Source organism: Campylobacter sp. BCW_6463 (genome assembly GCF_001762785.1).
Classification (GTDB): domain Bacteria; phylum Campylobacterota; class Campylobacteria; order Campylobacterales; family Campylobacteraceae; genus Campylobacter_D; species Campylobacter_D jejuni.
This window is the reverse complement of record NZ_MJXL01000056.1, coordinates 61,922-74,193: the sequence shown is the minus strand read 5'-3', so window position 1 is coordinate 74,193 and position 12,272 is coordinate 61,922. Positions and strand designations below refer to the sequence as shown.

Genomic DNA, 12,272 nt, shown 5'->3' with positions numbered 1-12,272 from the left:
ATAATGACTTTGCTTGATGGTAAAGCTTTGAGCGCAAAAATTAAAGAAGAATTAAAAGAAAAAAATCAATTTTTAAAAAGCAAAGGGATTGAAAGCTGTTTAGCTGTTATCTTGGTTGGAGATAATCCTGCAAGTCAAACTTATGTAAAATCTAAGGCTAAAGCCTGCGAAGAATGTGGAATTAAATCTTTAGTTTATCATCTTAATGAAAATACTACGCAAAATGAACTTTTGGCATTGATTAATACCTTAAATCACGATGATAGTGTTCATGGAATTTTGGTTCAGCTTCCTTTGCCTGATCATATTTGTAAAGATTTAATACTTGAAAGCATTATAAGCAGTAAAGATGTTGATGGTTTTCATCCTATTAATGTAGGATATTTAAATTTAGGCTTAGAAACTGGGTTTTTGCCTTGTACTCCACTTGGAGTTATGAAGCTTTTACGGGCTTATGAAATTGATTTAGAAGGAAAAGACGCTGTTATTATAGGTGCTTCAAATATAGTAGGTCGTCCTATGGCTACTATGCTTTTAAATGCTGGAGCTACAGTAAGCGTTTGTCATATCAAAACCAAAGATTTGAGCTTTTATACTAGACAGGCTGATTTGATTATAGTAGCAGCAGGTTGTGTGAATTTACTTCGATCAGATATGGTAAAAGAAGGAGTGATTGTTATTGATGTTGGAATCAATCGTCTTGAAAGTGGAAAGATAGTTGGAGATGTAGATTTTGAAGAAGTATCTAAAAAATCTAGTTATATAACTCCTGTTCCAGGTGGAGTAGGTCCTATGACTATAGCCATGCTTTTAGAAAATACAGTTAAATCTGCTAAAAATAGACTTAATTAGGAAAAATCTATGGAATTTTTAAAGAGATTATATAAATTTTCGCAGTCTTGGACTGGAACTGTAGTTATTGTTCTTTTGGTGATTTTTTTCTTTATACAAGCTTTTGTTATTCCTTCTGGTTCTATGAAAAACACCTTATTAGTGGGGGATTTTTTATTTGTTAAAAAATTTAGCTATGGTATCCCAACTCCTCATATTCCTTGGTTGGAAATTCCTGTTTTGCCAGATTTTAATAAAAATGGACATTTGATAAAAGCACAAGGGCCACAAAGAGGAGATATAGTTGTTTTTAGAAACCCTAGAAATGAAAAAGAACACTTTGTAAAGCGTTGTGTAGGTACAGGAGGAGATAGGATAGTTTATGCAAATAAAACACTTTATGTAAGAATGCATGAAGGTGATGATTTTATGAAAGAACATTATCCAAATGATCTTGTTACTCTTGGAGGGCAAATTTATGTAAAAGAACCTTATAAACAAAAAGGCATTCATTATGATCCAAAAAAAGATATAGAAAGTGATATCTTGCGCTTTCTTAGCATAGGTGATTTTGCTATGTCTCCAACTTATATTAAAGAACTTGGAAATCATATAGGTTTTAGCGGCGGAAATGCTTATGTTTTTGATGTACCTGAAAATGAGTATTTCATGATGGGTGATAATCGCGATTATTCTTATGATAGTCGTTTTTGGGGTTCTGTTCCTTATAAGTTGATAGTAGGTAAACCTTGGTTTGTATATTTCTCTTGGGATAAAGATAAAAATGTTCGCTGGGAAAGGATAGGGCGTTTTGTTGACACCTTGGAAAATGATGAACAATATATCCATGATCATGATGATGAGGATAAATTAAGCTAATGTTTGTGAAAAACACAAACATTATATTTTTAAAAGCGTGATTTCATCACCTTTTTTTAATTCACTTGTATTTTCTTCGCTTATAAGTAAAAACTCACTTTTAATAAGTGGAAGTATCATACCAGATCCAAATTTATTTTCATTAAATGGTGTAAAAATATCTTTTTCTAAATTTCCTAAGATGAGATTATTTCTTCCACTTTTAAGCTTTAAATCCATACCCATTTTGGCGTAAAATGTTAAAGGATTATCTAGGTTTCCACTTAATAAATCAATGATTTTTTTAGTAAAAATAAAACAAGAAAGATAAGCTGCCATAGGATTTCCTGGTAAAATCAATACGAAATTTTTACCCTTTTGATAAAGCTTAGTAGGCCTTGCAGGGCGTGCTTTTAAACCTTTAAAAAGCGGAGTAAAGCCTAATTCATCTAAAGCTTTTTCCATAAAATCAGCCTCGCCAACGCTTGCACCTCCTGAAGTGATTAAAAGATCAAAATTTGTATTTTTTAAAGCCTCTTTAGTGCTTTTAAAATTATCTTTGATAATACCTAAATAAGAAGCATTTTGAAGCATGGTTAGTAAAGGCAAAGCATTGGCATTATAAATACTTTCTTCATCACATTCTTGCCAAGGTTCTTTTAGCTCATTTCCACTTGAAAAAATACCTATGCGAATTTTTCTTATGACTTCTATTTTATAAAGCCCTTGAGAAGCAAGTAGGGCGATATGTTTATCATTAAGTTTAGTGCCTTTTTGAAGTAAAAGTTCACCTTTTTTTAATTCTTCGCCTTTATAACGATAGGCATTGTATTGTTTAGGAGCTTTTTTAATGATGAGTTTATTTTCTTCTATATACTCATCTTCTAGCATTAAGATAGTATCAGCATTTTTGGGCATTTTAGCCCCTGTCATGATTTTATAGCATTCATTTTTAGCAACTGTATAAAAATTTTTATCTCCTGCAAAAATAGTTCCTTTAATTTCCAAAGCCTCATTGATATCAGCATAATTAAAAGCATAGCCATCAAGAGCAGCATTGTCAAAACTGGGTAGATTTTTTCTAGCATATAAATCTTTAGCTAAAATTCTATCTTTTGCTTTTTCAAGGCTAATAAGTTCACTTTCATCTAAGCATGAAATTTGATTTTCTAAGTCTTTTAAGGTTTCAAAGATATTTTTCATTCTTCAAGCCTTGTGATTTTTACACCTAAACCTTTAAATTTTTCTTCTAAATTTTCATACCCCCTATCAAGATGGTAAATTCTATGGACTTTGCTTGTACCTTTAGCTGCAAGAGCTGCTAAGATAAGGGCTGAGGAAGCACGCAAATCTGTAGCCATGACATCAGCAGCGTTAAGTTCTTTTCCGCCTACTATAGTAGCAATATGACCATTGAGTTTAATATCCGCACCCATTCTTAAAAGTTCACTTACATGCATGAAACGATTTTCAAATAGTCTTTCATCGATAATACTAGTTCCATTAGCTTTTAAGGCTAATGCCATAAACTGCGCTTGCATATCGGTTGGAAAGCCTGGATATTCACTTGTCATGATTTCTACAGGTTTAATTTCTTTAGCAGGAAGTAGGGTGATACCATCTTCTGCAATCAGAGTTTCAAAACCCATTTGATGAAGTTTTGCTAAAACTGCACTAAGATGAGTGGCGTTAACTTTATCTAAAGTAATTTTAGAATTTGTAATAGCCCCTGCACAAAGATAAGTTCCTGCTTCAATTCTATCAGGTATAACGCTAAATTCTTTAAATTCTAAAAGTTCCCCATCACTACCATAAATTTCAAGCTCATCTGCACCTATGCCTTTGATTTCAAGTCCTGCGTCTTTTAAAACTTCGCAAAGTTGAACTACTTCGGGTTCTTTTGCAACATTTAAGAGTTTAGTTTTACCTTTAGCTAAAGCTGCTGCCATGATGATGTTTTCGCTACCTGTAACCGTGATTTTATCAAAAAGAATTTCATTGCCTTTTAAATTTCCACTAGCTACGACATAACCTTGTTTGATTTGTATATTTGCCCCCATTTTTTCCAAGGCTAAAAGATGTAAATCAATAGGTCTTTGTCCTATAGCGCATCCTCCAGGTAAAGATACTTCACAATGTCCAAAACGAGCAAGTAAAGGCCCTAGAGTAAGTATGGAAGCACGCATTTTACGCACAATGTCATATTTGGCTATAGTTTGATTAAGAGTGATTGTGTTTAATAAAGCACTATTGTTTTCAAAATTGACCTTAGCTCCTAAATTTTCTAGTAAAGATATAAGAGTTTTTATATCAGCAACATTAGGAACATTGTTGATTTTTACTTCGTTTTTGGCAAGTATGCTTGAAACGATCAAGGGTAGGGCGGCATTTTTTGCTCCGCTTATTGTAACATTTCCGCTTAGATGATTTGTGCCTTCGATTTCTAGATAAGTCATATTTTTCCTTGAAAAAGTTTAAAAATGCATCATTATAGCATTCTTAAACTTTTGAAAAAATATAATCAAGCTTGTTGGCTTTGGAGTTCTTGAATTTGAGCTTGAATTACATCTGCTTGAGATTTTAGCACATCAATTTGTTTTTGAAATGTCGTTTTCATTTGTTCGTTAGCGTTTGTCATTTTTTGAGTAAGTTCTGCAATTTTAGCTAAAATTTCAGCTAATTTTGCTATTAAAGCCTCTAATGCGGGATTTACGCCACCTTTGCTACTTTGGATGGAATTTTGGTCTTTGTGGTTTTCTATTTTTTCTTGACTTACTTTGATTTCATATTCTTTTTCATTTTTTGAATTTGTTTGACTTAAACTTCTTGCTTCATCTGAAATTTGAATTTTAACCACATTGTCACTATGAACATTACTTACCAAATCATTGTCTTTGTTTATTTGTGTTTGATAATTGCTAAAATTTTTTGTCAAAGTATCTATTTTCATCTTAAATCTTTTTAAATTAATTTATATTGTTATCGGTTTTTTTATTTATAAATTTATATTAATGATAATTATTTTAAGGATATTTTATTTTAGATTTTCATATTTATATTTTAAATGCAAAAAAGACTAAAGCTTCATAAAGTTTTTAAGTATTTTTTTACCTTTTTGAGTTAAAACCGCTTCGGGGTGAAATTGCAATCCATAAATAGGATATTTTTTATGTTTAATTGCCATAATAATATTTTCTGAATTATGAGCTAAAATTTTGCATTTTTTAGGCATAGAACTAATATACAAAGAATGATATAAGCAAATTTCAATTTCTTTTTTAATACCCTTAAAAATAGGATCTTTTTTAAAATAAAGTTTAGAAATTTTACCATGCATGGGATTTTGTATTTTAGAAACCCTGCCGCCAAAAACTTCAGCTATACACTGATGTCCTAAACATATACCTAAAATTTTTTTATTTTTTTTAAAATATTTGATTGCTTTTAAGCTTAATTTAGATTCCTTGGGAGAATGAGGGCCAGGAGAGATGATAAGATGAGTGAAATCAAATTTTTCTAATTCTTTAGCTTTTTTAAAGGTATCATTTTTTATCACTTTACATTCAAAACCAAGTTCTTTAAGATGATAGATGATGGTATAACTAAAAGAATCATAATTATCTATAAATAAAATTTTCTTCATTGTAATTTTACCTTTTTTAAACCACGCACGGAATTAATACAATAAATATTTTCTGCTTCAAATAAATCTTGTTTAAATAATGCTTTTTCTTTTATCAAACCAAGATTGATTAAGAAATTTCTATATACGCCATTTAACATACCGCTTTGAATTTGTGGAGTATAAAATTGAGAGTTTTTTTCTAAGATGAGATTGGTTCTTGAACCTTCGCAAAGTTCATCTTTTTCGTTAAAAAAAGCTATGTCATAACACAAGTTTTGATGCCATTTGTATGAGTGTTGATTATAAAAAGTACGCAAAGAGCTTTTGTGATAGAGATTGTCACTTTTTGAGTTAATTTTATCATCACTTAAAAGCAAAATATCGTTTGAATTTTGTTTTAAGGCACTTTGTTGAAATTCGTATCTTCCGTCTTTGTATAAAATAAGCTTTAAAATTCCTTCTTTGTGTGGATTTTTAAAGGGTAGGGGAAAATTATAAAATAAAGAGTGTTTTTTATGGAAAATTTTTTCATCGAGTTTAAAAAGTGTAAAATTTTGATATTCTTTATAAGAATTTTTTTGATTTAAAATATTATAAAAATCTTTAAAGATGTTGTGAGTATTAAAATTAAATTTAAGAGCTGAATTTATAAGCCTTAATAAATGTTCTTTTAAAAATAAAATTTGAGAATTTTTAAAATACATGGTTTCAAAAAGATGAAAATCACAAGGATTTAAGATCGCGCTTTTAAGTTTTAATTCTTCAAATTCATCTTTGAAATTTGAGTCCCAAACCAAGCCACTACCCGTGCTATAAGTATAAATTTCATCTTGTTTTTCTAAGGTGCGTATGGCTACGCTAAATTTATTTTTATTTTTGTGTATTAAACCTATGGTTCCGCAGTAAATACCACGCTCTCTTTGTTCTAATTCTTTAATAAATTTGATACTTTCAAGCTTTGGAGCACCTGTAATAGAACCGCAAGGAAAGAGAGCTTTAAAAATTTGATATAAAGAAATATTTTTTTTAAGTTTTCCTTGTACGCTTGAAGTCATTTGATGTAAAGTAGGATGACTTTGAATTTCAAAAAGTTTGGTTTTTAAGCTTTTTTTTGTGATGATTTTTGAAAGATCGTTGCGTAAAAGATCGCAAATCATAACATTTTCACTTAGATTTTTTGTATCATTTTGCAAGAAGGTTTTATTTTCTTCATCTTTTATAGGATCTTTATCACGCTTAATTGTGCCTTTCATAGGTTTTGTAAATATTTTTCTTTTTTTGGTCTTGAAGAAAAGTTCAGGTGAGAAGGACAAAATTTCTCTTGTTTCATCTTTTATAAAAGCTTTAAATTCAGTATTTTGTCTAGAAAGCAAAAGTTTAAAAAGTTCAAAAGAATCCATTTTGCTATGAAATTTAAAATTTTGAGTGAGGTTGATTTGATAAACTCTTCCTTTGGAGATTGCCTCTTTAACCTTGATGAAATTTTCTTTGTAATTATCTTGATCTAAAAAATTTATAAATTCAGGAATAAATTTTTCTTCATCAATATCTTCTTTTTGAAATTTTTTTCTTTTTTTAAAAGCAAATATAGACAAATAAGCTTTTTTACTTGTGAAATTTTTATCTTGAAAATATCTATATAGCTCATAATCAGCAAGCATTAAAATATAAAAATCATTTTTATATTTTTCTATAAATTTAAAGCACTTTTTACTTTCTTTGTGGTTAAAGGCTTTTAAAGTGTGTTTTAAATCATAGTAAAAATATCCACCAAAAACAGCATAGTTTTCAAGAGTCACTTAATTCCTTTGCAACCTGTGCGGCAAGTTTTAATTTATCATTATCAAAATGAGTATAAATTCTTGAAGTATTTAAACTCGCATGTCCTAAAGCTTCTTGAACTAAAATTAAATCTTTTTGCTTTTTATAAAGTAGGGTGGCAAAAGTATGACGCAACATGTGAGCACCATTTTTTTGTTTGCGAATTCCTGCACGAAATAAAAGCTGTTCTACTATGCGACTGACATAAGATTGGGTCAGTGGAGTGCCTTTTTTATTGACAAAAAGCAGGGCGTCTTTGCTCATATAATTAATACTTACATTTTTAAGCAAATCGTAAATAAGTTCTTTTTTTATCATTACAACACGATATTTATTGCCTTTAGCTCTTATTCTTATGATATAAAGATCGTTTTCTTCGCTAATATCACCCATTTTGATATTGATAGCTTCGCTTACCCGTATGCCTGTAAAAATGATGATTTTAATAATAAGTTTATTGCGTATGGTATTGTTTTTAAAATCTGCATTTTCAATAGCATCAAGAAATTTTTTAAGTTCTTCTTCACTCATAAATTCAGGTAATTTTACCCCTTTAGAACCCGCTATACCTGCCCAGTTTTTAAGATTGATATTGAAAATATGCGCTTTTTCATCTTCTTCATTTTGCTTGTCTAAAAAATCAAAAAAATTAATCACAGCAATACGGTAATTTTTTTTACTTGCATCTGATAAAGCACCTGTTATACTTGCTAAAACTTCTACAATGAGTTCTTCATCAATCTGTTTTAAAGAGTAAAGCTTGTAAAAATTTAAATATTCAAATACTTTTTTTAAAGGATTAAAATAAGTATTAATTCCACTTAAACCAGCATTTCTTGCTTTTTTTGCTAGAGCGTCAAGTTCTTCAATGTTTTTTACACCTTTTGCAAGAGCAAAATTAACTTCTGCTAAAGCTTGTGGATTTTTTAATTCTTTGTTAGATAGCGAGTTGAGTTTAAATTTTACATATTTTGCTAGCCAAAATAAGAATGATTTTTCAAAATTTTCTTCACAATCTAAAGGGTATTTCATAAAAACTTTTCCTAAATCTAAAATTTTAGCTTTTTAACTAGAAAAGGTATTTTAGTATTAACTTAGTAAAAAAAAGCTTTTTTAGGAAAAAGTTTGTTTTTATATGCAAGCCAAAAAGATTGAAATATTTTTTTAAATAAATCTTATATCAATCATAAAAAGATATGATAAAAGGTAAAAATATGTAAAATTTATAATTTTGTATTGAAAACTGTAATTTTCAAACTTTTTTATATACACCTAGATTATTCTACTTTGATATAGATTAAGCTACTATTTTTACATACTTTTATGATTTTACCTTTTGAGTGAAATAAACTTATCCATAAAATATAATGTAAAAAATTGATAATTTTATTTTGTAAATTAAAATTATATTTTATTTTTCTTGAAAACTATAAAGAATATTTAAAAATTAAATGATTTTATATTATTATCAAAATATACATAAAAATGATAACTTGTGCATTAAATTTTTTAATCCCCTATTCTTGATTTTTAGTTAAAGTAAATATTCTTAGTTATAAAATTTTTAAGAATATTTTTATTTTAATAGTTTTATAATGGTTATTACATAAAAACTTAATAAAAAGTTTTATCAAAACCAAATTTCAAGGAGAAGGTAATGAAATTTCCAGTAAAATTAGCAAGATCTATTGTTGTATGTGCTTTTTTAGCAGGTATAAGTGCCAGTGCATTAAGTGAAGGTAAAGAATATGTAATTCTTAAAAATCCTATTGCTAACGCTGATAATTCATTGATTGAAATTTTTTCTTATCGCTGTACTCATTGCTATGATCATCACAAATTTAATACCATGGGTAAAGTTAAAGAAAAATTACCTAATTTAACTTATAAATTTTATCCTGTAAGTTCTATGGGAGATTATGGAAAGCAAGCTAATGAAATTTTTGCTTTTGCGGCATTTAAAGATGGTGTAAATAAAGCTGATCCTACGGATAAAAATAGCTTAACTCATAAAGTTGCTGAAGCTTATTTTAATGCATATTTTAAGAAAAAACAAAGATGGGAAAATGGTAAAAATCCTGAAGCTTTTTATAGTGTCGGTTTAAAAGCAATGAATGTAAGTAAAGCTGATTTTGAAAATTTCTTAAAAACTCCAGAGGCTGCAGAGCTTTTAAAAAGTTATGAAATTGCCAATCCTATTTCGCAAAATTATGGCACCCCTGCTTTTGTTGTTAATGGAAAATATCAAATCGTTCCAAGTGCAATTAACTCTCCAGAGGCTTTGATTGAAATTACTAAAGAACTTAGCAAGCAAAAATGAGTTGTATAAAAATGAAAGATAATTGCAGAAATTTTTCACTTTCCAAATGGCAAGATACGCGCAAACCTTGGTTAATTTTGATTATAGTTACTATAGGGCTTACTTGTATAGCGCATTTTTTATTTCAAGAATATCTTTTTATGGAACCTTGCGAACAATGTGTGTATATAAGATTTGATATGCTTGTTATGGCTATAGGTGGTATGATTGCATTAATCAACCCTAAAAATAATATTATAAAAATTTTTTCTTATGGCTTAGCTTTTTATGGAATTTGGCTTGGCTTGGAGCATTGTATAACTTTAAATCATATTCATGAAGTGGTTCATTCTGAAAATCCTTTTGCAGGTGTAGATGGATGTCGTGAAATTCCTATTTATCCATTTAATTTACCTTTGCATGAGTGGGCTCCTAGTTGGTTTTTGCCAACAGGAGAATGTGGGATGGATACCCCTGTAGTTCCAGAAAATGCTTATAATCATCTTAATGCTTTTCAAAAATTTTTTATAGGAACTCCACCTAATTTTGAAAATGGGCTTTATAGCAATGGTTGGTATTTGATTCCTAGTTTAAAGTTTATGAATATGGCAATTTGCTGTCTTATAGCATTTTTATGTTGTTTTATTGTGCTTTTTGCAATGTTTATAGTCTATGTTTTAGATAAAAATAAACCTAATGCTAAAATTTTTGCATTGGTGATTGTTATTTTGGTTTTGATGCTTAAATTTATAGGCGAACCAAAAAATCCAAATCAAAATATAGCTAGTTTAAATCATTTAAATCAAGTCATTTAAAGATACTCTTAAAATACGCAACAAATTATTTTTGTTGTGTATTATTAAAATTTTATTAAGCTATCTTAGGATGGCTTAAATAATTTTAAAGGATTGATCATGAGACTTAGCAAAACTCTTTGTATGGCACTTTTGGCGGGTTCTACCCTACTTGCACCTAATGCTTTAATGGCCATGGGTGGTCCTAGTGGAGCGAAAATAGATTGGCAAATTCAAGGACAAATAGGTGCGATTAAAATGAATCCTTATGGATTGTCTCCTTTGACCGCTATTATTATGGATAATGGTTATGTCTTAAGTGATATAAAAGTAACCATTGTTCCTAAACCAAATGGTCAAACTATTTCTTATAATGTGAATTCTAAAATGGCTAAGACTTATGGTGGAATTCCTATTTTTGGACTTTATCCTTCTTATTTAAATACAGTAAAGGTAAGTTATACTAAAACTGCAAATGGTAAAAGTCAAAAAGTCATTGATGAGATTTATAAAATTACAACTCCAGGGGTTAGCATAGAACCAAGTGGAAGTACTGATCAAAGAGGAACTCCTTTTGAAAATGTGAAAGTATTAAAAATGGATCCAAAATTTTCAGATAGGCTATATTTAGTAAATAATGCTCCTGGAAAACAATCTGGCAAAGGCTCACAATCTGTATGGAATAATCCTGTAGGTGGTGCTATGGAATGGGATGAAAATTCAAATGTCTTTATCATAGATACTAAGGGTGAAATCAGATGGTATTTTGATAACGATAAACTAATGAACTGGGATAATATTTACAATCGTGGAATTATGATGGGTTTTCATCAAAACAAAGATGGAGCTTTAACTTGGGGATTTGGTCAAAGATATGTAAAATACGATATCTTAGGAAGAGAAATTTTCAATCGCAAATTACCTGCTACCTATATAGATTTTTCTCATGCTATGGACAATATGCAAAATGGGCATTATTTATTAAGAGTAGCTTCAGCAAATACTTTGCGTCCAGATGGTAAGCATGTACGCACAGTGCGTGATACTATTATAGAAGTAGATGAGAATGGTAATGTTGTTGATGATTGGAGATTGTATGAGATTTTAGATCCTTATAGAAGTACTATTATCAAAGCTTTAGATCAAGGTGCAGTGTGTTTAAATATAGATGCAAGCAAAGCGGGTAAAACTTTAAGCGATGAAGAACTTGCCAAAATGGATGAAAGCGACAAATTTGGAGATATAGCAGGTGCAGGTATAGGTAGGAATTGGGCTCATGTAAATAGCGTTGATTATGATCCAAGTGATGATAGTATTATTATTTCTAGTCGCCATCAAAGTGCTGTTGTTAAAATTGGTCGTGATAAAAAAAATAAAATGGATTTTAGGGGCACATAAAGGGTGGAATAAAGAATTTCAAAAATATTTATTGCAACCTGTAGATAAAAATGGCAAAAAAATTGTTTGTGATGATGATTATAGCAAATGCCCAGGTTATGAAAATGACAATGGTGGATTTGATTTCACTTGGACGCAACATACAGGCTGGAGAATTGATAGTAAATCAAACAAGCGTTATATTTATATAAGTGTTTTTGATAATGGTGATGCAAGAGGAGCTGAACAACCTGCGTTTGCAAGTCAAAAATATTCTCGTGCTGTAATTTATAAAATCGATCAGCAAAATAAAACTGTGGAACAAATTTGGGAATATGGTAAAAATCGTGGAAATGAATGGTTTTCTCCTGTAACTTCTCTAACTCAATATGAACCAGATAAAGATTCTATTATGGTTTATAGCGCAACAGCTGGAATGGCTTTTGATCTTAGCAAAGGTGTAAGTCTTGGAGAGCCAAAACCTGAAATTGATGAATTTAACTGGGGTGCTAAGGAGCCTTCGGTTCAAATTCAATTTAGCGGTTCAGGCACGGGTTATCAAGCAATGCCTTTTAGCGTTGATCAAGCATTCAATCCTAAAAAATAAAACAATAAGCCCAAAAATAAATTTGGGCTTATTTATTTTTTTTAAATAAAATTATCTCTG

The 12,272-nt window shown here is 29.6% G+C and carries 10 protein-coding genes and 1 pseudogene; 5 read left to right on the top strand and 6 right to left on the bottom strand.

Annotation, left to right across the window (positions count from 1 at the left end):
- The first annotated feature begins 3 nt into the window (after window positions 1-3).
- Window positions 4-852: a bifunctional methylenetetrahydrofolate dehydrogenase/methenyltetrahydrofolate cyclohydrolase FolD gene (gene folD, locus AJ884_RS06570; RefSeq protein ID WP_052950044.1), complete on the top strand. Its 849-nt coding sequence runs from the start codon at window positions 4-6 to the stop codon at window positions 850-852.
- Between the two features lie 9 nt (window positions 853-861).
- Window positions 862-1,710: a signal peptidase I gene (lepB, locus tag AJ884_RS06565; protein WP_070233340.1), complete on the top strand. Its 849-nt coding sequence runs from the start codon at window positions 862-864 to the stop codon at window positions 1,708-1,710.
- 21 nt (window positions 1,711-1,731) lie between these two features.
- Here lepB and AJ884_RS06560 read toward each other — a convergent pair whose 3' ends face one another.
- The 6 genes from AJ884_RS06560 to AJ884_RS06535 form a co-directional block, all read right to left on the bottom strand.
- The gene (locus AJ884_RS06560) at window positions 1,732-2,892 is read right to left on the bottom strand and encodes a molybdopterin molybdotransferase MoeA (protein WP_070233341.1); all 1,161 of its coding nucleotides are present in this window, start codon (window positions 2,890-2,892) and stop codon (window positions 1,732-1,734) included.
- The gene (murA, locus tag AJ884_RS06555) at window positions 2,889-4,145 is read right to left on the bottom strand and encodes a UDP-N-acetylglucosamine 1-carboxyvinyltransferase (protein WP_070233342.1); all 1,257 of its coding nucleotides are present in this window, start codon (window positions 4,143-4,145) and stop codon (window positions 2,889-2,891) included. Before murA ends, AJ884_RS06560 begins: the two co-directional genes overlap by 4 nt.
- 65 nt (window positions 4,146-4,210) lie before the next feature.
- Window positions 4,211-4,639, bottom strand: a complete 429-nt coding sequence (gene fspA2, locus AJ884_RS06550; RefSeq protein WP_070233343.1) for a flagellum-secreted nonflagellar protein FspA2 — start codon at window positions 4,637-4,639, stop codon at window positions 4,211-4,213.
- A gap of 126 nt (window positions 4,640-4,765) precedes the next feature.
- A complete protein-coding gene (locus tag AJ884_RS06545; RefSeq protein WP_070286511.1) occupies window positions 4,766-5,332 on the bottom strand; it encodes an anthranilate synthase component II in 567 nt (188 codons plus the stop codon).
- Complete coding sequence (locus AJ884_RS06540) at window positions 5,329-7,113, bottom strand: bifunctional chorismate-binding protein/class IV aminotransferase (protein ID WP_044794263.1); 1,785 nt, start codon at window positions 7,111-7,113, stop codon at window positions 5,329-5,331. Before AJ884_RS06540 ends, AJ884_RS06545 begins: the two co-directional genes overlap by 4 nt.
- A complete protein-coding gene (locus tag AJ884_RS06535) occupies window positions 7,103-8,167 on the bottom strand; it encodes a tyrosine-type recombinase/integrase (protein ID WP_002861500.1) in 1,065 nt (354 codons plus the stop codon). Before AJ884_RS06535 ends, AJ884_RS06540 begins: the two co-directional genes overlap by 11 nt.
- A 625-nt stretch (window positions 8,168-8,792) precedes the next feature.
- Between AJ884_RS06535 and AJ884_RS06530 the strand changes: the two genes are divergently transcribed.
- The 3 genes and pseudogenes from AJ884_RS06530 to AJ884_RS06520 all read left to right on the top strand — a co-directional run bounded on the left by AJ884_RS06530 (window position 8,793) and on the right by AJ884_RS06520 (window position 12,212).
- Window positions 8,793-9,455 (top strand): thiol:disulfide interchange protein DsbA/DsbL, encoded by a 663-nt coding sequence (locus tag AJ884_RS06530; RefSeq protein ID WP_052780819.1) that lies wholly within the window; start codon window positions 8,793-8,795, stop codon window positions 9,453-9,455.
- The gene (dsbI, locus tag AJ884_RS06525; RefSeq protein WP_070233345.1) at window positions 9,452-10,249 is read left to right on the top strand and encodes a protein-disulfide oxidoreductase DsbI; all 798 of its coding nucleotides are present in this window, start codon (window positions 9,452-9,454) and stop codon (window positions 10,247-10,249) included. The genes AJ884_RS06530 and dsbI overlap by 4 nt, the downstream gene beginning before the upstream one ends.
- A 99-nt stretch (window positions 10,250-10,348) precedes the next feature.
- Window positions 10,349-12,212: pseudogene (locus tag AJ884_RS06520) on the top strand (aryl-sulfate sulfotransferase).
- The last annotated feature ends 60 nt before the right edge of the window (window positions 12,213-12,272 follow it).

What these genes read in the sequence shown, in the direction of transcription:
- lepB (WP_070233340.1), top strand. Translation starts at nt 862, where the DNA reads ATGGAATTTTTAAAGAGATTATATAAATTTTCGCAGTCTTGGACTGGA.
- murA (WP_070233342.1), bottom strand. Translation starts at nt 4,145, where the DNA reads ATGACTTATCTAGAAATCGAAGGCACAAATCATCTAAGCGGAAATGTT.
- AJ884_RS06535 (WP_002861500.1), bottom strand. Translation starts at nt 8,167, where the DNA reads ATGAAATACCCTTTAGATTGTGAAGAAAATTTTGAAAAATCATTCTTA.
- AJ884_RS06530 (WP_052780819.1), top strand. Translation starts at nt 8,793, where the DNA reads ATGAAATTTCCAGTAAAATTAGCAAGATCTATTGTTGTATGTGCTTTT.
- folD (WP_052950044.1), top strand. Translation starts at nt 4, where the DNA reads ATGACTTTGCTTGATGGTAAAGCTTTGAGCGCAAAAATTAAAGAAGAA.
- AJ884_RS06545 (WP_070286511.1), bottom strand. Translation starts at nt 5,332, where the DNA reads ATGAAGAAAATTTTATTTATAGATAATTATGATTCTTTTAGTTATACC.
- dsbI (WP_070233345.1), top strand. Translation starts at nt 9,452, where the DNA reads ATGAGTTGTATAAAAATGAAAGATAATTGCAGAAATTTTTCACTTTCC.
- fspA2 (WP_070233343.1), bottom strand. Translation starts at nt 4,639, where the DNA reads ATGAAAATAGATACTTTGACAAAAAATTTTAGCAATTATCAAACACAA.
- AJ884_RS06560 (WP_070233341.1), bottom strand. Translation starts at nt 2,892, where the DNA reads ATGAAAAATATCTTTGAAACCTTAAAAGACTTAGAAAATCAAATTTCA.